General features: G+C 60.1%; 17 protein-coding genes. 5 read left to right on the top strand and 12 right to left on the bottom strand.

Going from position 1 to position 22,561, the window contains the following annotated elements:
• Window positions 1-68: 68 nt before the first annotated feature.
• Complete coding sequence (locus AACY30_RS02635; protein ID WP_339539629.1) at window positions 69-647, top strand: Maf family protein; 579 nt, start codon at window positions 69-71, stop codon at window positions 645-647.
• 130 nt (window positions 648-777) lie between these two features.
• Here the strand turns inward: AACY30_RS02635 and AACY30_RS02630 are convergent, their stop codons facing one another.
• From AACY30_RS02630 to rluC, 3 genes are read right to left on the bottom strand one after another with little or no spacing between them, the layout of a single operon-like run.
• On the bottom strand, window positions 778-1,761 hold the full coding sequence (locus tag AACY30_RS02630; RefSeq protein WP_339467773.1) for a S49 family peptidase: 984 nt from the start codon (window positions 1,759-1,761) through the stop codon (window positions 778-780).
• A 21-nt stretch (window positions 1,762-1,782) separates the two neighbouring features.
• The gene (locus AACY30_RS02625) at window positions 1,783-2,445 is read right to left on the bottom strand and encodes an HAD-IA family hydrolase (RefSeq protein WP_339539627.1); all 663 of its coding nucleotides are present in this window, start codon (window positions 2,443-2,445) and stop codon (window positions 1,783-1,785) included.
• Entirely contained in the window at window positions 2,432-3,391 is a 960-nt protein-coding gene (rluC, locus tag AACY30_RS02620; RefSeq protein WP_065874021.1) for a 23S rRNA pseudouridine(955/2504/2580) synthase RluC, read from the bottom strand. The genes AACY30_RS02625 and rluC overlap by 14 nt, the downstream gene beginning before the upstream one ends.
• Before the next feature lie 766 nt (window positions 3,392-4,157).
• On the opposite strand from rluC, the gene rne reads away from it, so the two are divergent.
• Window positions 4,158-7,295 carry a ribonuclease E gene (gene rne, locus AACY30_RS02615; protein WP_339539625.1) on the top strand — a complete coding sequence of 1,046 codons (3,138 nt, stop codon included), beginning with the start codon at window positions 4,158-4,160 and terminating at the stop codon, window positions 7,293-7,295.
• A 120-nt stretch (window positions 7,296-7,415) separates the two neighbouring features.
• On the opposite strand, the gene AACY30_RS02610 is transcribed toward rne, so the two are convergent.
• The 3 genes from AACY30_RS02610 to AACY30_RS02600 all read right to left on the bottom strand — a co-directional run bounded on the left by AACY30_RS02610 (window position 7,416) and on the right by AACY30_RS02600 (window position 10,461).
• Window positions 7,416-8,006 carry a nucleotidyltransferase family protein gene (locus AACY30_RS02610; RefSeq protein WP_339467765.1) on the bottom strand — a complete coding sequence of 197 codons (591 nt, stop codon included), beginning with the start codon at window positions 8,004-8,006 and terminating at the stop codon, window positions 7,416-7,418.
• Window positions 8,003-8,989 carry an XdhC family protein gene (locus AACY30_RS02605; RefSeq protein WP_339420900.1) on the bottom strand — a complete coding sequence of 329 codons (987 nt, stop codon included), beginning with the start codon at window positions 8,987-8,989 and terminating at the stop codon, window positions 8,003-8,005. Before AACY30_RS02605 ends, AACY30_RS02610 begins: the two co-directional genes overlap by 4 nt.
• 140 nt (window positions 8,990-9,129) lie before the next feature.
• Window positions 9,130-10,461, bottom strand: a complete 1,332-nt coding sequence (locus AACY30_RS02600) for a dicarboxylate/amino acid:cation symporter (protein ID WP_339420898.1) — start codon at window positions 10,459-10,461, stop codon at window positions 9,130-9,132.
• Window positions 10,462-10,800: 339 nt separating this feature from the next.
• Here AACY30_RS02600 and AACY30_RS02595 point away from each other — a divergent pair, with 339 nt between their 5' ends.
• Window positions 10,801-11,799, top strand: a complete 999-nt coding sequence (locus AACY30_RS02595; protein ID WP_339467763.1) for an AraC family transcriptional regulator — start codon at window positions 10,801-10,803, stop codon at window positions 11,797-11,799.
• Window positions 11,800-11,927: 128 nt separating this feature from the next.
• On the opposite strand, the gene AACY30_RS02590 is transcribed toward AACY30_RS02595, so the two are convergent.
• The 3 genes from AACY30_RS02590 to AACY30_RS02580 are packed head-to-tail and all read right to left on the bottom strand — an operon-like array spanning window position 11,928 to window position 14,275.
• Window positions 11,928-13,274 (bottom strand): ATP-binding protein, encoded by a 1,347-nt coding sequence (locus AACY30_RS02590; RefSeq protein ID WP_339539623.1) that lies wholly within the window; start codon window positions 13,272-13,274, stop codon window positions 11,928-11,930.
• Window positions 13,271-13,948: a response regulator gene (locus AACY30_RS02585; protein WP_339420892.1), complete on the bottom strand. Its 678-nt coding sequence runs from the start codon at window positions 13,946-13,948 to the stop codon at window positions 13,271-13,273. Before AACY30_RS02585 ends, AACY30_RS02590 begins: the two co-directional genes overlap by 4 nt.
• Window positions 13,949-13,966: 18 nt before the next feature.
• The gene (locus tag AACY30_RS02580; RefSeq protein WP_339437447.1) at window positions 13,967-14,275 is read right to left on the bottom strand and encodes a hypothetical protein; all 309 of its coding nucleotides are present in this window, start codon (window positions 14,273-14,275) and stop codon (window positions 13,967-13,969) included.
• Window positions 14,276-14,412: 137 nt separating this feature from the next.
• On the opposite strand from AACY30_RS02580, the gene AACY30_RS02575 reads away from it, so the two are divergent.
• Window positions 14,413-15,129, top strand: coding sequence for a 4'-phosphopantetheinyl transferase family protein (locus tag AACY30_RS02575; RefSeq protein ID WP_339539619.1), 717 nt, complete (start codon window positions 14,413-14,415; stop codon window positions 15,127-15,129).
• Window positions 15,130-15,165: 36 nt separating this feature from the next.
• Here the strand turns inward: AACY30_RS02575 and AACY30_RS02570 are convergent, their stop codons facing one another.
• Together AACY30_RS02570 and AACY30_RS02565 are read right to left on the bottom strand one after the other, a co-directional pair.
• Window positions 15,166-16,776: an ATP-binding protein gene (locus AACY30_RS02570; protein ID WP_339467755.1), complete on the bottom strand. Its 1,611-nt coding sequence runs from the start codon at window positions 16,774-16,776 to the stop codon at window positions 15,166-15,168.
• The gene (locus tag AACY30_RS02565) at window positions 16,773-17,498 is read right to left on the bottom strand and encodes a response regulator (protein WP_339467752.1); all 726 of its coding nucleotides are present in this window, start codon (window positions 17,496-17,498) and stop codon (window positions 16,773-16,775) included. The genes AACY30_RS02570 and AACY30_RS02565 overlap by 4 nt, the downstream gene beginning before the upstream one ends.
• Before the next feature lie 725 nt (window positions 17,499-18,223).
• On the opposite strand from AACY30_RS02565, the gene AACY30_RS02560 reads away from it, so the two are divergent.
• The gene (locus AACY30_RS02560) at window positions 18,224-21,121 is read left to right on the top strand and encodes a ribonucleoside-diphosphate reductase subunit alpha (RefSeq protein ID WP_339539617.1); all 2,898 of its coding nucleotides are present in this window, start codon (window positions 18,224-18,226) and stop codon (window positions 21,119-21,121) included.
• Window positions 21,122-21,188: 67 nt separating this feature from the next.
• Here the strand turns inward: AACY30_RS02560 and AACY30_RS02555 are convergent, their stop codons facing one another.
• Window positions 21,189-22,280 (bottom strand): hypothetical protein, encoded by a 1,092-nt coding sequence (locus AACY30_RS02555; protein WP_339467750.1) that lies wholly within the window; start codon window positions 22,278-22,280, stop codon window positions 21,189-21,191.
• Window positions 22,281-22,561 lie beyond the last annotated feature (281 nt).

Raw genomic sequence — 22,561 nt, 5'->3', positions numbered from 1 at the left:
AGGAAATTCAGCCCTGTGCGTCAGCCGGTCACGCGCTAGAATCTGCCACTGCCTTTTAGGAGTCGCCCATGCTGCCTTTATTACTCGCATCCAGCTCGATTTATCGCAGGGAATTGCTGAGCCGCCTGCACCTGCCATTCATCTGCAGCTCGCCGGATATCGATGAAAGCCATCGCACAAATGAGTCCGCCATTGAGCTGGTCAAGCGCCTGGCCGAAGAGAAGGCCCGCGCGTTAGCGGCCAGCCATCCAGGGCATTTGATTATCGGCTCTGATCAGGTTGCCGCGCTGGAAGGCCGGATCATCGGCAAGCCTCACACCTTTGAAAACGCCCGCGAGCAATTATTAACCGCCAGCGGCAAGCGCGTCAGCTTTCTCACCGGCCTGGCGCTGTTGAACAGCGAGACAGGACACTGCCAAGTCGACTGCGTACCTTTTACCGTGCACATGCGTGAACTGGACGTTGAGCGTGTTGAGCGCTATCTGCGGATTGAGCAGCCGTATGACTGCGCAGGCAGCTTCAAGGCTGAGGGGCTGGGCGTGAGCCTGTTCCAGAGCACTGAAGGGCCGGACGCAACCAGCCTGGTTGGGCTGCCGCTAATCCGCCTGGTGGATATGCTATTGGCTGAAGGCGTGCAAATCCCTTAATTCCACAACCAAACTACTGTGGAAGCTGGCTTGCCTGCGATAGCGGTGGTCCAGCCACTATAAATGTCGACTGGCCAACCGATATCGCGGGCAAGCCCGCTCCCACATTTGAATCTATGCATCTGTTAGATCAGCGCAAGCTTGGACCCTGGAAGCCCATATACAACGCCAGCTTCTCGGCTACGCTGGCACCCAGCCTCTTGGAGAACCGATCAAACGGCGATTCCTCAACCGTAAAATCCACCAACTCCTTCTCGCCAATCACATCTCGCGCAACGAAACTGGCACTCCCCAAGCCGTCAATCAAGCCCAACGGCAACGCCTGCTCGCCTGACCACACCAACCCGGAGAACAACTCGGGATGTTCCTTATCCTTTAGGCGGTCGCCACGCCCCTGCTTCACGCTGGCGATAAACTGGCGATGGGTGGTGTCGAGCACGCCCTGCCAGAATGCGGTTTCATCAGCCTTCTGTGGCTGGAACGGGTCGAGGAACGACTTGTGCTCGCCCGAGGTGTAGGTGCGGCGCTCCACACCCAGCTTCTCCATGGCGCCGACAAAGCCATAACCGGCCGCCGTCACACCAATGGACCCCACCAGACTGGCCTTGTCGGCGTAGATCTGGTCTGCCGCACTGGCGATGTAATAGGCACCGGAAGCGCCCAGGTCGGAAATCACCGCATACAGCTTGATATCCGGGTGCAGGCCACGCAGACGGCGAATCTCGTCATACACATAACCCGACTGCACCGGACTGCCGCCCGGGCTGTTGATGCGCAGGATCACGCCCTTGACCTTGGGGTCTTCAAACGCAGCACGCAGGCTGCTGACGATATTGTCGGCGCTGGCGGGTTCCTTATCGGCGATCACCCCGCGCACCTCGATCAGGGCGGTGTAGTTGGCGCCACGGGTCGCATTTTTTTCCACGTCCATCAGCGGGCTGAACAATGCCAGCATGGCAATAAGCCAGACAAAGGTCAGCAGCTTGAAGAAAATCCCCCAGCGCCGCGCACGACGCTGCTCCTGAACGCTGGCCAGGAGGGTTTTCTCCAGCAGTTTCCAGCTCTTGTCATCACCGCTTTCAGCCTTTTCGGGCGCTTTCCATTCGTCACTCATGCCATTAACCCCAGCAAAGACTCATCGGGCCCGGTTTAGCCAGGCCTGCAATTCGGAAAAATGATCAATCGTCAGTCGCGGCTCATAATGCTGCAAGGCCTCGGCAGCCTGGGCGCCGTAGCTGACCGCCACACTGTCCATGCCTGCATTGCGCGCCATCATCAGATCGAAAGAGGCATCCCCCACCATCAAGGCCTGGCGTGGCGACACGCCGCAATGCGCGAGGATCTGCTCCAGCATCAGAGGATGAGGTTTGCTGGCGGTTTCATCGGCAGCACGGGTGATATCGAAATAATCACCCCAACCGTGGGCCTTGAGCACTCGATCCAACCCGCGACGCGACTTGCCGGTGGCAACCGCCAAGTGGTAACCCTCGGCGCGAAAGGCCTGCAGGGACTGCACCACACCCCCAAACAGCGGCGAAGGCTCCGCCTCCAGCGCCGTGTAGTGATCGGCGTAGTGCTCGCGAAACGCAACCAATTCGGCTTCACTAATGTCGGGGTACAAGGTGCGGATCGCCTCAGGCAAGCCCAGACCGATAATGCCCTTGACCGCGAAGTCGCTGCACAGCTCGAAACCCGAACGCGTTGACGCCATGTGCATCGATTCGACGATCCGGCCAATGGAATTGGCCAGGGTGCCGTCCCAATCAAATATCAGCAGCTTGTAATCACGGTGCGACACTCAAGCGCTCCACGGTCTTGGCCCACATCTCGTCGACCGGCGCTTGCAGCTTCAACTCACCACCATCCGGCAGCGGCACGGTGAGCATGTAGGCGTGCAGGAACAGCCGTTTGCCGCCCAGGTCGCGGATCTCCTTGGAGAAGTCCTCGTCGCCGTATTTGGTATCGCCAGCGATGCAGTGGCCCGCATGCAGCGTGTGCACACGAATCTGGTGGGTACGACCGGTCACCGGCTTGGCCTCGACCAGGGTGGCAAAGTCGCCGAAACGGCGAAGCACCTTGAACAAAGTCAGGGCTTCTTTGCCCTCCTCGTCCACTTCCACCATGCGCTCGCCGGAACGCAGGTTGCTCTTCTGCAACGGCGCGCGAACGCTCTTGATGGAGCTGGCCCAGTTGCCGCGCACCAGCGCCATGTAGCGCTTGTCCACACCATCGCCACGCAGGGCGGTGTGCAGGTGGCGCAACATACTGCGTTTCTTGGCGATCATTAGCAGGCCGGAGGTGTCTCGGTCCAGGCGATGGACCAACTCAAGCTCCTTGGCGTCCGGACGCAACTGACGAAAGGCTTCGATCACGCCAAACGTCAGGCCGCTGCCGCCGTGAACCGCAATGCCGCAGGGCTTGTTGATCACGATCAGCTTGTTATCTTCAAAGACAATCGACGCCTCAAGGCGCTGCAACAGACCCTGCGCCAACGGCACGGGCTCATCACGCTCGGGCACGCGAACCGGCGGCACACGGACGATGTCGCCCGCCTGCAACTTGTACTCGGGCTTGATACGGCCCTTGTTCACCCGCACTTCACCTTTACGCAAGATGCGGTAAATCAAGGTCTTGGGCACGCCTTTGAGCCTGGCCAGGAGAAAATTGTCGATGCGTTGGCCGGCATATTCCGGCGAGACCTCAAGCAGCTGGACGCTGGGGGTCTGGGGGGCGGTATTCGTCATGGCGGCGATGATAACAATTTTTATGGAATTGAAGCACTTAATCATTACTGCTATAGTCGCGAACGCCGCCAAAAGCGGCCTGGACAGAGGACTAGCGGCAAACTGCCGGCCCTGACCATCGCAATTCATCAGGACGCGAGGCCGTCCTACGGGGTGTTCGCCACCTTGGAAGGCTCAGGATTGTAACGAGCGCAGGTGACATGAGGCCTGAAGCGAGTGCAGAACGCAGAGTGAATACTCGCGTTTTGCGCCGATATTTACGGCCAGTTCACAAAGTGCAGTCAGTTTTGAGCCAGACCATGGCGAATGCTTCGGAAACAACGCCTGTTAAGAGCTGAGTGAGAGCGCAGTCGCCCACATTCAGTCTTGTTTAGCCATGAGCGTGGACTCCCCATTGGAGAACACGGTAAATGCCAACCCGCTGCGGATTCTGCGCGCGGCAGCACCCGAATTATCAGGGATACGTGTAGGGTGGAGATGCACAACCGTCGGACCGTGTAGCACTAGGCTTATATTTAGACGCTTCATCTCGTCCACAGTCGTCGGTTGATTCCTCCTCCTGACCTTAGCTTTTGTTGAAGTGGTGCCTTTGTCACCACCGCTAACAAGCAGGACGCGTCCGTCGCGATACGGCCCAATTGGCCTGTTATTGCTGGACACTGGAGTGGCCAACCACTCTTGACGCACCTGACACCGACCGTGAGAAGTCGTGTGTGCCGAACGCCGTTTCCGGCAGCCCGGAAACCGACGGTACAACATGAAAAGAATGCTGATTAACGCAACTCAACCCGAAGAGTTGCGTGTTGCACTGGTAGATGGCCAACGCCTCTACGACCTGGACATCGAATCCGGTGCACGCGAGCAAAAGAAGGCCAACATCTATAAAGGCCGAATTACTCGCATCGAACCAAGCCTTGAGGCTGCCTTTGTCGATTTCGGCTCCGAGCGCCACGGCTTCCTGCCCCTCAAAGAAATCTCCCGCGAATACTTCAAGAAAGCCCCTGAAGGCCGCGTGAACATCAAGGACGTCCTGAGCGAAGGCCAGGAAGTCATCGTCCAGGTCGAAAAAGAAGAACGTGGCAACAAGGGCGCCGCCCTGACCACCTTCATCAGCCTGGCCGGCCGTTACCTGGTGCTGATGCCGAACAACCCACGTGCCGGCGGCATTTCCCGTCGCATCGAAGGCGAAGAGCGCAACGAACTGCGTGAAGCGCTGAACGGCCTGATCGCACCGGCCGACATGGGCCTGATCGTTCGTACTGCCGGCCTGGGCCGCAGCAGCGAAGAAATGCAGTGGGACCTCGACTACCTGCTGCAACTGTGGACCGCCATCAAAGAAGCGTCCCTGGATCGTTCCGCGCCGTTCCTGATCTATCAGGAAAGCAACGTGATCATCCGCGCCATCCGTGATTACCTGCGCCAGGACATCGGCGAAGTGCTGATCGACAGCGTTGAAGCCCAGGACGAAGCCCTGACCTTCATCCGCCAGGTGATGCCGCAGTACGCCAGCAAGATCAAGCTCTACGAAGACAGCGTTCCGCTGTTCAACCGTTTCCAGATCGAAAGCCAGATCGAGACCGCCTTCCAGCGCGTGGTCGAACTGCCTTCCGGCGGCTCCATTGTGATCGACCCGACCGAAGCCCTGGTGTCCATCGATATCAACTCGGCGCGTGCGACCAAAGGCAGCGACATCGAAGAAACCGCGCTGCAGACCAACCTGGAAGCGGCTGAAGAAATCGCCCGCCAACTGCGCCTGCGTGATATCGGCGGCCTGATCGTGATCGACTTTATCGACATGACCCCAGCCAAGAACCAGCGCGCCGTGGAAGAGAAAGTCCGCGAATGCCTGGAAGCTGACCGTGCCCGCGTGCAAGTCGGCCGCATCTCGCGCTTCGGCCTGTTGGAAATGTCTCGTCAGCGCCTGCGTCCTTCCCTGGGCGAAAGCAGCGGTATCGTCTGCCCGCGTTGCAACGGCACCGGTATCATCCGTGACGTTGAATCGCTGTCCCTGGCGATCCTGCGCCTGATCGAAGAAGAAGCCCTGAAAGACCGCACCGCCGAAGTCCGCGCACAAGTGCCGATTCCGGTTGCAGCTTTCCTGCTCAACGAAAAACGCAACTCGATCACCAAGATCGAACTGCGCACCCGTGCCCGTATCGTCATCCTGCCGAACGATCACCTCGAAACGCCGCACTTCGAAGTGCAGCGCCTGCGTGATGACAGCCCGGAAGCCCACAGCGGCCAGTCCAGCTACGAAATCGCCGCTGCCGCTGCTGAAGTGGAAGAAGTCCAGCCAGCCGCTGCGACCCGCACCTTGGTTCGCCAGGAAGCTGCGGTCAAGACGGCCCCTGCCCGTGCCAATGCACCGGTACCAGTTGAAGCAGCAGCGCCTGTTGCCGCACCGGCCGTTATGCCTGAGCCAAGCCTGTTCAAAGGCCTGGTGAAGTCGCTGGTCAGCCTGTTCGCCACCAAAGAAGAGCCAGCCGCTCCGGTTGTGGTTGAAAAACCGGCTTCCGAGCGTCCTGCACGCAACGAAGAGCGTCGCAACGGTCGCCAACAAAGCCGTAACCGCAACGGTCGCCGTGACGAAGAGCGCAAGCCGCGCGAAGAACGTGCGCCGCGTGAAGAACGCGCCCCACGTGAAGAGCGTGCCCCTCGCGAAGCCCGTGAAGAAACGCCAGCCGTAGAACGCGCACCGCGTGAAGAGCGCGCACCACGTGCTCCACGTGCCCCGCGTGAAGATCGCAAGCCTCGCGGCGAGCGTGAAGAGCGTGTGCGTGAACTGCGCGAGCCACTGGACGCTGCGCCAGCCGTTGCCGGTGCCGCTGTCGTTGCAGAAGAACGCCCGGCTCGCCAACCACGCGAAGAGCGTGCGCCACGTGAAGAACGCCAACCGCGCGCTCCGCGTGAAGAGCGTCAACCACGTGCCGAGCAAACGGCTACCGCCAGCGAAGAAGAGGAAGTGCTGACCAGCGAAGAGCAACGGCAGGAAGACGGTCAGGAAGGCGCCGAAGGCGATCGTCCACGCCGCCGCTCCCGTGGCCAGCGTCGTCGCAGCAACCGTCGTGAGCGTCAACGTGATGCCAACGGCAACGTGATCGAAGGCTCGGAAGAAGCCGGCGAAAACGCAGAAACCGCTACCAGCGAGCCAACTGGCGACGAACTGGCTGCCGGCCTGGCCGTTACTGCTGCCGTTGCCAGCTCGGTCATCAGCGCACCTGCTGAAGCCCAGGCCCACGATCAGGCTGAACGCGCTAACGCCACTGTCGAAGAAACCGCTGCTGTGCAAGCACCTGTTGCCGAGACCCCAGTCGTTGAAACGCCGGTTGTTGAAGCCCCCGCTGCTGAAGCGCCAGTGGTAGAAGCACCGGTTGTCGAAGCGACTAGCCCAATCGAAGCGCCGGTTGTACCGGAAGTGGAAGTGGCGCAGGCGCCTGAAGCTCAGCCAGAAGTTGAAGTGGCAGCTGTTGAGCCAGCACCTGTGGTTGAATCTCAGCCAGTGGTCGAAGCGTTTGTTGAAGCACCGGTTGTCGAAGCCGCATCAGAAGTACGCGAAGTTCGTGAGGAACAGACCGCCTTCCAATGGACTGCCGAGCCTGCCGCTCCGGTTGAAGCGCCAGCCCCTGTGGTGGAAGAAGCGCCAGCACCGGCTGCTGAAGTCGTGATTGCCGAGCCTGCCCCAGTGGTTGAGCCAGCTCCGGTCGTTGAACCTGCGCCAGTCGTTGAAGCGCCGGTGGTTGCCGAAGTTGCCGCTCCAGTGGTTGAAGCCGCACCGGCCAGCGCGCTGACCGAAAACGGCCGTGCACCGAACGACCCACGTGAAGTGCGTCGTCGTCGCAAGGAAGCTGAAGCCGCCGCCGCGGCTGCACGGGAAGCAGAGCACGAGCCTAAACCCCTCGCCTGATTCCAGCAGCAACTGAAAAGCCCCGCCTGAGTGATCAGGCGGGGCTTTTTATGGCTACGAAAACACTGATTTATCGATTTGGAATGCAATCAACTGTGTGTGGCTTGCCAGCTCCCACACTTAGATCGGGGTGAAAGTCAGGGAAGGCGGCAAGTCGACGTCCCAGAGTACGCCCGGATCATCTACCGACACTTCACGCACCATCGCCTGCGCAAACAGCGGTTTGGCCCCACGGTCACCGGTCAATGCCATCAGCGCCGACCCAGATGACCGATCAAACGCCACTGGATGCCCATACTGCCCATCCTGCACCGGCACGCTGATGCCACCCTCCTCCAACCCATCGATTACTTGCTCAATGCTCGATGACTGAATAAACGGCATGTCCCCCAGCAGCACCAGCCAGCCGTCCGCCGGACCGCTGGCCGCCACCGCCGCGGCAAGACTGTCGCCCATCCCCGCCGAGCGCAGCAGCAGGACGTCGCAGCCATACGCCTCAGCCAAACGGATCACCTGCGTTCGCTCTGGCGAGGTCACCAGCCAGCGCTTTACAACGCGCCTCGGTAAATTCACCAGCACCTGCTCGATCACTGGCCGAGTCACGCCATCCAGGCCGACGCAATCAGCCAACAGCTTATCTTGGTCAGCCCCCGCCTCGGCACGAAAGCGACTGCCCTGCCCCGCCGCGAGCACAATCGCCGTCAGCGTCACTCAGCGACCACCGGCAGCGGCTTTTTCTGCATTGGCGCCACACCGTTCTTGATCGCAACAATTTCCGCCATCAAAGACAGCGCGATTTCCGCCGGCGTATGGCTGCCGATATGCAACCCGATCGGCCCGTGCAGGCGCGCAATCGCTTGCGCCGACAACCCCAGCACCGCGAGGTTTTCCCGGCGTTTCTGGGTGTTGACCCGCGAACCCAGGGCGCCGATGTAGAACGCCGAGGAATTCAATGCCGTAAGCAGTGCCATATCATCCAGGCGCGGATCATGGGTGAGGCAGACGATAGCCGTACGCTCATCGGTCTGTATGTTCAGCACCGCTTCATCGGGCATGCCCGGTACGAAGCGGCCGTGCTGTTCTTCCCAGCCGTAGACGAACTCGTCGCGCGGGTCGCAGATCAGCACTTCGAAATCCAGCAACCGCGCCATTTCCGCCACGTAGCGCGACAACTGCCCGGCGCCGATCAGCAGCAAACGCCAGCGCGGGCCATAGATAGCCCGCAGCCGTTTGCCGTCGAAGGTCACCCCATCGGTCTTGCTCGCGCTGCTCAAGGTGACTTTACCGGTGGTCAAGTCCAGCTCACGTGCGACGATCTGATGATCTTCACAACGCGCCAGCAGTTCCGACACCCATTCCCACGCGTCCACGCGCTCTTCAGTCAGGCGCAAGGTGCCCCCGCATGGCAGGCCAAAACGCGCCGCTTCATCGCGGGTGACGCCGTAAGTCACCAACTGCACCGGCGGCCCGTCTTCAGGCAGTCGGCCATCCTGCAGGCGCGCAATCAAGTCATCCTCGATGCAACCGCCAGACACCGAGCCGATCACCACGCCATCGCCGCGCAGCGCCAGCATGGCGCCCGGCGGGCGCGGCGCGCTGCCCCAGGTCTGGACCACGCTGTACAACACCACTCGCTGCCCGGCGCGACGCCATTCCAGCACGCTGCGCAGGACATTCAGATCCACACTGTCCACAAAACCTCCTGCAAGCGTAAAAAACCATTCACTTACTGTAAAACAAAAGCCACCAAAGTGACGCGCCAGAAACGCAAACGCCCCGAACCAGTCGGGGCGTTTGTGCGTTGCAGTCGGCGTTAGTTCACACCATCAGCGACTTACTTGACGACAGGTGCAGGGCCTTCGGCCACGCCCAGGTCATCCAGCTCGCGGGTTTCCGAGATTCCGGTACCGCCCGACGCCAGCTCGCTCTGCAGCTTGTCTTCGTCCAGTTCGTTGACCCATTTGGCCACAACGATGGTGGCAACGGCGTTACCCACCAGGTTGGTCAGCGCGCGAGCTTCGGACATGAAGCGGTCGATACCCAGAATCAGCGCCAGGCCGGCAACCGGCAGGTGGCCTACAGCCGACAGGGTCGCAGCCAGGACGATAAAGCCCGAACCCGTCACGCCAGCAGCGCCTTTGGAGGACAGCAGCAGCACCAGCAGCAGGGTGATCTGATGGGTGATGTCCATGTGGGTGTCAGTCGCCTGGGCGATAAACACGGCAGCCATGGTCAGGTAGATCGACGTACCGTCGAGGTTGAACGAGTAGCCCGTCGGGATCACCAGGCCTACTACGGATTTCTTCGCGCCCAGACGCTCCATCTTGATCAGCATGCGTGGCAGTGCGGATTCGGAAGACGAAGTACCCAGAACGATCAGCAACTCTTCACGGATGTAGCGGATCATTTTGATCACGCTGAAACCGTGAGCGCGGCAGATGCCACCCAGCACCACCAGCACGAACAGAACGCAGGTGATGTAGAAGCAGATCATCAACTGACCCAGTTGCACCAGGGAACCTACACCATAGGCACCAATGGTGAACGCCATGGCGCCCAGGGCACCGATTGGCGCGAGCTTCATGATCATGTTGATGATGTTGAACATCACGTGGGCGAAGCGATCGATGAAGTCCAGCACTGGTTTGCCGTAGGCACCCAGGCGATGCAGGGCGAAACCGAAGATCACCGAGAACATCAGCACTTGCAGGATGTCGCCGTTGGCGAAAGCGCCGACGATGGTGTTAGGGATGACGTTGAGGATAAAGCCAACGATGCTCTGGTCTTTACCGGCAGTCACGTAGGCCGCGACTTTGGAGGCGTCCAGGGTCGCTACGTCGATGTGCATGCCGGCGCCCGGTTGCACAACGTTGACCACGATCAAGCCAATCAGCAGCGCGATGGTAGATACGACTTCGAAGTACAGCAGCGCGTAGCCGCCGGTTTTGCCCACCGATTTCATACTTTGCATGCCAGCGATGCCGCTGACAACGGTGCAGAAGATGATCGGGGCGATGACCATTTTGATCAGTTTGATGAACCCGTCACCCAGTGGCTTCAGGGCCACGCCGGTCTGCGGGTAGAAGTGACCGAGCAAAATACCGATAACGATTGCAACGATCACCTGGAAGTACAGGGATTTGTAGATTGGCTGACGAGTCGTCATTGCAAAGTTCCTCAATCGTCCCGTGTGGCAAATATCCGCCATTGCCCACGACACTTGAATTGCGAACCCTCCTGCACTGGAGGGATTTGTTGTTTACGCGATCTGTAGGACCAGGCCTGCGCTGTAGTCCTTATCGCAAACGCCGTGCCACTTCGTTGAAAAGCCTTAAAGGCCTTTAGACATCAGGGTTTCGGGGTTCCTGGCGCCCTCTCAAGCGCGAAAGCCAGTGGCGGATTTCCGCCCACCAACCCAATCTCGTCCTACAATTTGGCGGATATCCGCCTTGTGAGCCTCTCCGGCGCTGGCTACCATCCGCCACTCCATGGACGAGGCCTTCGCATGCGTGAACGTACCATCGCCAGTCATTTCGCCCGGGCTGCCCTCGGCGGGGCGCGTCGGGCCGGTTACGACTATTCGGGGCTGTTGCACCAGGTGGGCATCGCTCCGGAGCTGCTCGCAGAACCCCGTGCCCGCATCGCGCCGGAGCAATTCACCCGACTGCTGCAAATGCTCTGGCTGGCACTGGACGATGAATACCTGGGGTTCGCCGAAGGTCCGAGCAAGCGCGGCACCTTTGCCATGATGTGCCACGCGCTCATCCACTGCCGCACCCTGGAGAAAGCCCTGGAGCGCGGCTTATTATTTTATGGCCTATTCCCACAAGGCCCGCGCTGGGAGCTGACACGTGAAGGCGAAATGGCCCGCTTGAGTCTGGACGACTCGCAGTTGTGGGACCCGGATCACTTCCTCAGCGAATGCCTGCTGGTGATCTGGCATCGCCTGGGCAGCTGGCTGATCGGCCAGCGTATTCGGCTGCACCAGGCCACCTTCAGTTATCCGATGCCGGCCCACGCCGGCGAATACGACCTGTTGTTTCCCTGTGCCCAGGTATTCGGTTCGCCGAACAGTAGCTTGGTGTTTCCCGCGCGCTACCTGAACCTGCCGCTGCTGCAGGATGAGCGCACACTCAAACACTTTTTGGAGCGCTCACCCGCCGATTTGCTCTCTCGGCCCGATGAAGGCGATAGCTTGAGCAGTCAGCTACGCCGCTTGCTCAGCCGCGACCGCACACCCTGGCCGGACCTGGAAGCCGTCGCACAGCACCTGCACATCAGCCCGCAGACCCTGCGCAGGCACTTACGCGAAGAAGGCACCAGCTTTCAGGCACTCAAGGATGAGCTGCGGCGGGACATCGCCATTTATCATTTGGGCCGAGCGAATTTGTCGTTGCAGGAGCTAGCCGAGCAGTTGGGGTTTTCCGAGCCGTCGGCGTTTCATCGGGCGTTCAAGAAGTGGACCGGGCTGACGCCGGGGGCGTATCGGGCCCAAGAGAGTTAGAGGTGTGTTGCCATTGCCGGCCCTTTCGCGAGCAAGCCCGCACACATTTAACCGCGTTTATCCTGCAGGAGTGCGGTCGAATGTGGGAGCGGGCTTGCTCGCGAAGAGACCAGTGGAGTCAATAGAGATCACAAGGCCGGAAAGTGAATCTTGAACGCAGCACCACCCAACGCTGAATCCCCCAGGGTCAACCGTGCGCCGTAGCTTTCAATAATATCCTTGACCACCGCCAAGCCAATCCCCTGCCCGGGATGCTGGCGATCCAGCCTTTCACCCCGTTGCAGAATCCGCGCACGCTGGTCCGGCGGCACACCCGGCCCGTCATCCTCGATGCACAGCTCACTGCCCTCCAGGCTTTCCACCAGGCTGATGCGCACTTCGCTCAAACACAGGCGGTAAGCGTTTTCCAGCAGGTTGCCGAGCAATTCCAGCAAGGCGCCCTTCTCGATGGGCACGTCGCATTCATCCGGCAGTTCAAAGGAGACGGTGACGCGTTTGTCGCGGTAGACCTTGTCCAGTGTGTCGCACAGACTTTGCAGCACCGGCGCCAGGCGTACCTGGTGGCGCACCAGGCCGCTTTTGCGCAGGCTGGCGCGTTGCAACTGGTAACTGATCTGTTGGCTCATGCGCTCAATCTGCGACTGCAAAACCCAGGCCTGGTCGCGATCTTCCGGGCGCTGGGCCATGTCTTCGCTCACGCCCTGCAACACCGCCAGCGGGGTTTTCAGGCTGTGGGCCAAATCGTCGAGGGAGTCGCGGTAGCGCGCACGTTGCTCACGTTCGCTGTGCAGCAAGCGGTTGAGGGAGCCGGTGAGGCGCAGCAATTCGCGGGGGTGTTGTTCACTAAGGCTCTCTCGGGTGCCGCCTTCGATCTGGTCGAGTTCCTGGCTAAGCCGCCGCAACGCTTGTAAGCCCCAGGTCAGGCCCAGCCAGAGCAAGGTCAGCAACACCAGCAACGCCGCACCAAAACCCAGGTAGAGGTTTTCGCGCAGGCCCTCGAGGGTCAGTTGATATTCACGCACCGGTTGCAGGGCGACGATACTGAACGCCGCGCTCTTGCCGCCCAGCAGCCTGACCTCGACGTCATACACAAAGAATTCCTGACCATTAGCCTCACGAATTCGCGCAAATTCATTACCGCGCCCGTCGTAGCGCGGTTTGTAGTTGATGTTCTCTTCTTTGGTCGCCCGCGAACGCCACACCAGGTGGCCCTCGCGGTCGTAGATATAGCCGAGCAGGCGGCTGTCGGTGAGGTTGAAACGTTCGTCCGGCAACTGCGCCGGCATCTGCAGGCGGTTATTGTCGACCCGCGCGGCGGAAATCAGGGTGGTGACGTCCGACGCCAGGCGCTGCTCGATGGAATCCTGCAATGCCAGGCTGAACGCACCCTGCATGGCCGGCAACAAACCCAGCATAAACAGCACGGCCAGGGTGGCGGCCGCCAGCATCAAGCGCACGCGTAACGAGCGAATCAACGGCAGCGCTCATTGAACAGGTAGCCCAGGCCACGCACGGTGTCGATCGGCTTGAACCCGACCGGGCCTTCCAGCTTGCGGCGCAGGCGACCGACCAGCACTTCGATGACATTTGGATCACGCTCGTCGTCATCAGGGTACAGCTGCTCCATCAAACGGTCCTTGGCGACCACTTGCTGGTGGTGGCGCATCAGGTATTCGAGAATCCGGTATTCGTAGGCGGTCAGCGCCAGGGGCTGTTCGTCCAGGGACGCTTGCTTGCGGTTAAGGTCCAGCAGCAACGGCCCGGCCACGATGGTTGACTGGGTGAAACCACTGGAGCGACGCAGCAACGCGTTCATCCGCGCTTCCAGCTCTTCGAACTGGAACGGCTTGACCAAGTAGTCGTCCGCGCCAGCAGCCAACCCTTCGACCTTGTCCTGCCAGTTGCCGCGAGCCGTGAGGATCAGGATCGGAAAGGTCTTGGCCTGGGTGCGCAGTTGGCGGATCAGGTCCAGCCCACCCAGGCCGGGCAGGCCCAGGTCGATGATGGCCAAGTCATGGTTGAATTGGCCCGTCTGGTAGAGGGCCTCTTCGGCATTGGCCACGGCCTCGACCACGTGGCCGCTGTCGGTCAGGCGGGTAAACAGGTGATGGCGCAGCAGCGCCTCATCTTCCACCACCAGCAATTTCATAAGGCTCTCCAAAGCAAATCAACTGTCCGACAGAGGGATATCATAGCGGCCCTGCAGATCTTGCGGGCGCAGTTTAATACCATTGAACTGACCGGTCAGGTGTTCATAGCCAGCGCGGTAGGCCGGCTGCGGGGTTACAAGGCCAAGGGACTGGCCCCAAGGCGTAGGTTGGCTGCCAGCGTCTTCGACGCTGACACGCTGAATCAAGGTGCTGGTTTTTCGGGTCTTTTCTTTGCCGAATGCGGCAAAGGCACCATCGGCGGCCTGGGCCCCTGCGGTGGCACTGAGCATGGTTAACGCCAACATCAGCTTTTTGATCGCACTCATGGTGCTTACCTCCACGCGTTTTGGCTGTAGGGCCAGACTACGCAGGCGCCCCTGAACTCCCCCTGAACAGGCTCTGAACCGCACCTGAACCGCAGCCGGGCTATCCTGTTGCCCATCAACTCGGCAAAATACCGCCCATGAATTCCCTACCCGCTTGCTGCACTCCGCTCGACGCCCATTGGCCGCTGCCCGATCCCTTGCCGGGCACGGTGTTTTTCAGCACCCGGTTTGACCCAGCCTTATTAGCGCCAGGCGACTTCCAGCGCAGTGCCGTACCGCCCCCCGCGAGCATCCAGCGTTCAGTGGCCAAGCGTCAGGCCGAGTTCCTGGCCGGCCGGCTCTGCGCCCGCGCGGCACTGCAACAGCTCGATCACTTCGACTGCGTGCCGGCCATCGGTGAAGACCGCGCACCGGTGTGGCCCGCGCACATCAGTGGCTCCATCACCCACAGCACCGGGCATGCCGCTGCGATTGCCGCGCACACGGCACAATGGCGCGGGCTTGGGATGGACCTGGAGAATGTGCTGACGCTGGAGCGGGCTGAACGGCTGGCCGGAGAAATCCTGACGGCCGATGAAATGCGGCGTATGGCCGCCCTCCCGCGAGAGCAGGTCGCATTGCTGGTGACGCTGACGTTTTCCGCCAAGGAGAGCCTGTTCAAGGCGCTCTACCCGATGGTGCAGAAGCGTTTTTATTTTGAGCATGCGGAGTTGCTGGAGTGGTCCGAGTCGGGCCAACTGCGGCTACGGTTGCTGACGGATCTTTCCAGTGAGTGGTGCCATGGCAAGGCGTTGGTGGGGCAGTTTGCGGTGACCGATGGGCAGTTGTTGAGCCTGGTGGCTATCAGCGCCTGATCGATCGCTTTCGCGAGCCAGCCCGCGAAGGCGGTATCAGGGTTTCTCTTGATCCCTGGGCCAACTCAGACTGAAGCACGCCCCACCCAAATTGTTGCTCTTGCTGATCAACGCCCGGCCGCCGTGCCAGTAGATAATCCGACGCACAATCGATAAGCCCAGGCCATGCCCACCCGAGGCGCGAGTGCGGCTGTCGTCCAGGCGCAAGAACGGCGTGAAGATGCGCTCCCAAGCGCTTTCCGGCACGCCAGGGCCGTCGTCTTCCACGTCGACACGGCAGCGCACCTGGCCCACCTGATAACTGATCAACACGCGGCCTTGGGCGTGGCGCATGGCGTTGCTCACCAGGTTCTGCAGGGCACGGTGCAAATAACGCGGCTCGGCGTCGACCCAGGCGTCATCCCAATGCGTCGAAGACAGGCAGATACCCCGCGCCACGTTGATCTGCGGGCGCAGTGGCGATAATTCACCGATCACCTGATCGAGCAGCGCATTGAGGTCGACCCGCTGGAAATTCAGCTCCGGCGAGCCCTGTTCCAGACGCGCATAAGTGAGCATTTCATCGACCAGGCCATCGAGGTCCTGGATGTCGCTGTCCATGCCCTCCAGGTATTTGCGCCGTGCCTCAGGGGTGGTGGCATCGCCGACCATCTCCAGGCCGAAACGCAGACGCGCCACGGGCGTGCGCAGTTCGTGGGACACCGCGCGCACCAGTTCACGCTGGATCGCCAGCAACTGCTGCAAGTGCTCGGCCATGCCGTTGAACGCTGCAGCGAGGCGCCCCACCGAGTCAGCGCCACGGGCCGGCACGCGGACTTCCAGGTTGCCCTTGGCAATGCGTGTGGCGGCGGCTTCAAGGCCGCGCAAGCGACGTTCAAGCTGACGCACCAATAGATAGACGATCAGACCGATCAGGGTCAGGCCGATCAAGGCGATCAAGATCAGCCACTGCGCCGGATAAGGGTTCATCTGATACAGGGGGCCGAGTTCCAACACCCACGGCGTGCCAACCATGCCGGCAAACACGCGGATCGAATCGCCGCCCTTGCCCAGGGCCATCACTGTATCGCCTTCCGATACGCGACGGCGTTGGTCTTCGTCCATATCAGCATGGTCGAGGGTCATCAAGTGCATGTCGAAGCCAAAACCCTTGGCTTCTTTTATGTCTGCCAGGCGCTGCGGCTGTTCGGCCACCGGGAAGCGCACCAGTTCGTCGGCGAGCAGGTAGATCGTCGCGCGCGCCAGTTGCTCACTGATCTGCTGCACCTCCCCCTCCAGCACGAGAGGTTCCTGGGCACTGACCAATCGCAGCACCCGCGCGGCGTGAGGCCCAGTCTGTTGCACCAGCACTTGGCCACGTTGCAGGCTGTTGCGCTGGCTCAAGTCCAAGTGCGCATCGGCCAGGGGGCGCAATTCCAGCGGGATCCCCAGCAAACGCTCCCACACCGCCAGGGCGCGTTGGCGCTCGATGGGACTCATGGGCTGCAGGTTGTCGCCCATCAAGGCAAAGGTGCCATGGGCCAGGCGCTCGCGGTACTGGCCGCTGCGCACCTCGTTGAGCAGGTGCAGGGCCAGTACGCCGAGCAGCGCCACCAGAATCAGCGCTGCGCACATACCTCCGTAGATACGCAGGAAGATCGAATTCACAGCGGCATGTCGGCGGCGGCTTCGGGGACGAACAAATAGCCTTTGCTGCGGACGGTCTTGATCAGACGTGGGTGGATCGGGTCGTCGCCGATTTTCGGGCGGATGCGCGAGATGCGCACATCAATCGAACGGTCCTGGCCGTCGTAGCCGATACCACGCAAGGCGATGAAAATTTCTTCGCGGGACAGGATGCGACCGGCATTCGCCACCAGCAGCCAGAGCAGGTCGAATTCGGCACTGGTCAACTCGATACCGTCATTATTCAACCAGGCCTCGCGCAGGGCATTGTCCACCACCAAACGGCCGAATTGCAGGCGGCGCTGATTCTCTACCGCAGGCGGTTCCGCCGGTTCGCTGCGCCGCAGCAGGGCCTGGATGCGTGCCAGCAACAAACGCGGGCGCACGGGTTTGCACACGTAGTCATCGGCGCCCATGTCCAGGCCCATCACCTGGTCCATGTCGTCGGTGCGCGCGGTGAGCATCAGGATCACGCCGTCATAGCGCTCGCGCACCTTGCGGCAGATGCTCAGGCCGTCTTCGCCGGGCAGCATCAGGTCCAGAATCACCAGGTTCGGTTGCTCGGCGATGATACGCGCGGCCGCCTGGGCGCCATCGCCTTCCACTGACACCCGCAGGCCATTGCTCTCCAGATACTCACGGGTCAGTTCGGCCAGTCGCTGGTCGTCCTCGACGATCAGTATTTGCCAGGCTTCTTGCTCCACGGGTGGTCCTCGTTATTATTAGAAACTGCGTTGGCCATACCCTGTTTGTCATGTTTTGAGGGCATAACAATGGCCGATTGTAGCCATGCCCCAACCCCGAAACACAAGCCGGGAAATCCATTCGGTGATCGCGTTTTTTTGTGATAGGGTTCGCGCCCTCAAAAATCCAACCCGCTGTTTTTATCTTGGAATATCCGGTGACAAACGGCCGAATCCAGCAGCAATGCGGCCTACACGGGTGTTCCACGTTTCATACACATTTTACCCACAACGTTATCCACAGGTAGTGCGTTGCTAAGCCCCCCAAAACGCATTATCTTGTAGCCCGGCGCAAAAAAAACCCTACATGTAGCGTTTTGAGCGAAAAACCAAACACAGATCAGACAAGAAACTCAAGCCCTTTCTTGCACTCGTTTGGTTGAACCCACGCACTTTTTGAAAGCCCAAACCGCGCACGCGGATGGCAGCCGTTTTCAAGCTCATATAGCGGAAAACGGTACGGGTGTTGCAGTGCCTGAACCTGGCAACTGTCACCCACCAGGAATACGGCCAAGGGCTTTTCAGCCCCGAACCGAAGACTTCGGCATGGAAGCGGCGCGAACAGCTCCCTTCCTCCTGTCCCGAAGTTGTTATGCCAGGCCCAGGCCTGCTGTAAGTGCTTCAGGACGGAACGGTGGGCACCGAGATGGTGCCCAAATAAATATAGAATGTGGAGACACCCCCCCATGCAAACCGACACAACTCGCGAGAACCCGCAGGGCTCCGTGCCGCAGGCCGCTGATTCGAACCTGGATCTGTCCGCCACTGCACCTGGCCAATTGCGCGTGATCAAGCGTAACGGCACTGTCGTTCCTTACACCGATGACAAAATCACCGTCGCGATCACCAAAGCGTTTCTTGCAGTTGAAGGCGGCACCGCTGCCGCTTCGTCGCGCATCCACGACACCGTTGCCCGCCTGACCGAACAAGTCACCGCGACCTTCAAGCGTCGCATGCCCTCGGGCGGCACCATCCACATCGAAGAAATCCAGGACCAGGTCGAACTGGCCCTGATGCGTGCCGGCGAGCAAAAAGTTGCCCGTGACTACGTGATCTACCGTGATTCGCGTGCCAAGGAACGTGCCGTGCGCACTCCGGCCGACGAAGCCGCCGTTCAAGCGCACCCCTCGATCCGCATCACCCTGGCCGACGGTACCTTTGCACCGCTGGACCTGGGCCGCCTGAACACCATCATCACCGAGGCCTGCGAAGGCCTCGAAGAAGTCGACGGTGACCTGATCCAGCGTGAAACCCTGAAGAACCTGTACGACGGCGTGGCCCTGACCGACGTCAATACCGCCTTGGTAATGACCGCCCGTACCCTGGTTGAACGTGAGCCGAACTATTCGTTCGTGACCGCGCGCCTGCTGATGGACACCCTGCGTGCTGAAGGCCTGGGCTTCCTCGGTGTCGCCGGCAGCGCTACCCACCACGAAATGGCCGACCTGTACGCCAAGGCCCTGCCGGCCTACATCGCCAAGGGTATCGAATTCGAATTGCTGAACCCGATCCTGGCCACTTTCGACCTGGAAAAACTCGGCAAGGCGATCAACCACGAGCGCGACCAGCAGTTCACGTACCTGGGCCTGCAAACCCTGTACGACCGTTACTTCATCCACAAGGACGGTATCCGCTTCGAACTGCCGCAAGTGTTCTTCATGCGCGTGGCCATGGGCCTGGCGATTGAAGAGAAGCACAAAGAAGACCGTGCCATCGAGTTCTACAACCTGTTGTCGTCCTTTGACTACATGTCGTCGACCCCGACCCTGTTCAACGCCGGCACCCTGCGTCCACAGCTGTCGAGCTGCTACCTGACCACCGTGCCGGATGACCTGTCGGGCATCTACCACGCGATCCACGACAACGCCATGCTGTCCAAATTCGCTGGCGGCCTGGGCAACGACTGGACGCCAGTACGTGCCTTGGGTTCGTACATCAAGGGCACCAACGGCAAGTCCCAGGGCGTTGTGCCGTTCCTCAAAGTTGTGAACGACACCGCCGTAGCGGTCAACCAGGGCGGCAAGCGCAAAGGCGCGGTGTGTGCCTACCTGGAAACCTGGCACATGGACATTGAGGAGTTCATCGAGCTACGCAAGAACACGGGTGATGACCGTCGTCGTACCCACGACATGAACACCGCCAACTGGATCCCTGACCTGTTCATGAAGCGTGTCTTCGATGACGGCCAGTGGACCCTGTTCTCGCCCTCCGAAGTTCCGGACCTGCACGACCTGACCGGCAAGGCCTTCGAAGAGCGCTACGAGTACTACGAAGCGCTGTCCCAGTACCCTGGCAAGATCAAGCTGTTCAAGACCATCCAGGCCAAAGACCTGTGGCGTAAAATGCTGTCCATGCTGTTTGAAACCGGCCACCCATGGCTGACCTTCAAAGACCCGTGCAACCTGCGCAGCCCGCAGCAACACGTGGGCGTGGTCCACAGCTCGAACCTGTGCACCGAGATCACCTTGAACACCAACAAGGACGAGATCGCCGTTTGCAACCTGGGCTCGATCAACCTGCCGAATCACATCGTCAACGGCAAGCTGGACACCGCCAAGCTGGAACGCACCGTCAACACCGCCGTCCGTATGCTCGATAACGTGATCGACATCAACTACTACTCGGTGCCACAGGCGCAGAATTCCAACTTCAAGCACCGTCCGGTCGGCCTGGGCATCATGGGCTTCCAGGACGCGCTGTACCTGCAGCACATTCCTTACGGTTCGGATGCAGCGGTCGAATTCGCCGACAAGTCCATGGAAGCGGTCAGCTACTACGCGATCCAGGCTTCCTGCGACTTGGCTGACGAGCGCGGCGCCTACGAGACGTTCCAGGGTTCGCTGTGGTCCAAAGGCATCCTGCCGCTGGATTCTCAACAGATCCTGATCGAGCAACGTGGCCAGAAGTACATCGACGTTGACCTGGAAGAATCCCTGGACTGGGCGCCGGTACGTGCCCGTGTGCAGAAGGGCATTCGTAACTCCAACATCATGGCCATCGCTCCGACCGCCACCATCGCCAACATCACTGGCGTATCGCAGTCGATCGAACCGACCTACCAGAACCTGTATGTGAAATCGAACCTGTCCGGCGAATTCACCGTGATCAACCCGTACCTGGTTCGCGACCTTAAAGCCCGCGGTCTGTGGGACTCGGTCATGATCAACGACCTGAAGTACTACGACGGTTCCGTGCAGCAGATCGAGCGCATCCCGCAAGAACTCAAAGAGCTCTACGCGACTGCCTTCGAAGTGGACACCAAGTGGATCGTTGACGCCGCCAGCCGTCGCCAGAAGTGGATCGACCAGGCGCAGTCCCTGAACCTGTACATCGCCGGCGCTTCGGGCAAGAAGCTGGACGTGACCTACCGCATGGCGTGGTACCGTGGCCTGAAAACCACTTACTACCTCCGTGCCCTGGCCGCGACCAGCACCGAGAAGTCGACCATCAACACCGGCAAGCTGAACGCAGTTTCCAGCGGCGGCAACCACGGTGATGACTCGGTACTCGCCGCTCCAGCCGGTCCGGCCCCGGTGCCAAAGGCTTGCGCGATTGACGAGCCGGATTGCGAAGCTTGCCAATAAGCTAAGCCAATCCCAGGCTGAAACGCCCGGGATTGAATGAAACCGATAACCTCTGTACTCGCTGGGGTTATCGGTTTTTTATTGGCGGCCATTTAAACGCATACGCGTTACCGGGCTGTGGCGCCTGGCCCCGCTGCCCCCATAGCTCGATGCTGCCGTCTATCACCGCCATCGAATGACCACCATAATCAACGACACCCAACTTGCCGCTTGCAAGTTCAGAACTCGAAGAGTTCCTGTAAAGACCTTTCAAGCCAAGCCTATCCAGCGCTTCCCAGCCCATTTCTCCATTGTTCAAACTTTGCATCGCATGAGCAAAACTCTGCTTTGCGACATTTTTGTCATCATCGAACCCATTACCCTCCATCTGCGCTCGCTTGGCACTCGCCGCGTACATGAAGTTAGCATCGGCCATCATGGCCGGATCATCCCCCTGGAACTGTGCATACCTCGCTGCCTGCTTCAATTCGGCCTTGGATAAATGCAGCTCGAACCCATCCCGCATCTTTACGTCGTAGCCATCTCCCACTCGTTTGACGTCCTTGAAGACGTCCGTGGGCTTCTGGCCAAACTGCATCATTGATGCCTTTATGGCTGAAACGGTGACACAGTTTCCATCCGGACCTTGCTTGAAACCACTCCAGATATTGCCATCCCCTTTGCCCACGCGCGGTTTCTTGCCAGGGTTACTGTGGTCAGGTTTGTAGTCGAAGTGGCGCGCACCCTCAGTGAATGGCTTGTTGGTCATGGGTTCGCTGCTGCCGAAATCCCGTGGATTGACCCTGCGTCCACCGCCGCCGCCACCTCCTCCTCCCGGTGAAGGCGGAGGCGGAGCAACATCCTCATTCTCGGGAAATAGCGCCTTCAGCAGCCGCTTGAGAAATTCAAGAAACTGCTGATCAGCCTGATCGATCAGCTTGTTAAGGATGTCCTTGAATGTTGCATCACCCATCTGCTCACGCAGCTTGTTCAACTTATCGCGTGTGTCCTGAACCGTTTGGGTCTTACCTGTTTGCTGCGCATCAAACAGTTCGCTGAGCAGCGTCTTGACCGCGGTCACTTCGGCAACCGGCGCGACCGGTGTTGCCCTCCCTGGCGCTGCACCGGGTACAGAAACTGCGCGTCCGGCACCTGGCCCGAAAATCCCAGAACTCCACATATCCCGCGCCCTCCCAATGATTGGTGAGCCTCTGCGGCTCTGATCCGATCAGTGGCAAGACGGGGACTGGACGTTCCCCACCAAACGATTCAGCGCGTAACCCTAGTGGTCGAAGGTATTTTTCTTACGCCCACAAAAAAACCCCTCTTACGAGGTAATGCTGTTCACTTAAGCGGAGCAGCCTTACGATCCACCGGAAACCGGGTCTTTGATACCTTCACCGTCCTGGGTCTCGAAGGCCTTGGACGGTGGTTCAGAAACATCCCTCCAACACCCGCCCT

The sequence above is a fragment of the Pseudomonas sp. RA_5y_Pfl1_P24 genome (assembly GCF_963970945.1).
In the GTDB taxonomy this organism is placed as follows: domain Bacteria; phylum Pseudomonadota; class Gammaproteobacteria; order Pseudomonadales; family Pseudomonadaceae; genus Aquipseudomonas; species Aquipseudomonas tritici.
Note: the sequence above shows the minus strand (reverse complement) of the source record. Positions and strands in the feature narration are given on the sequence as shown.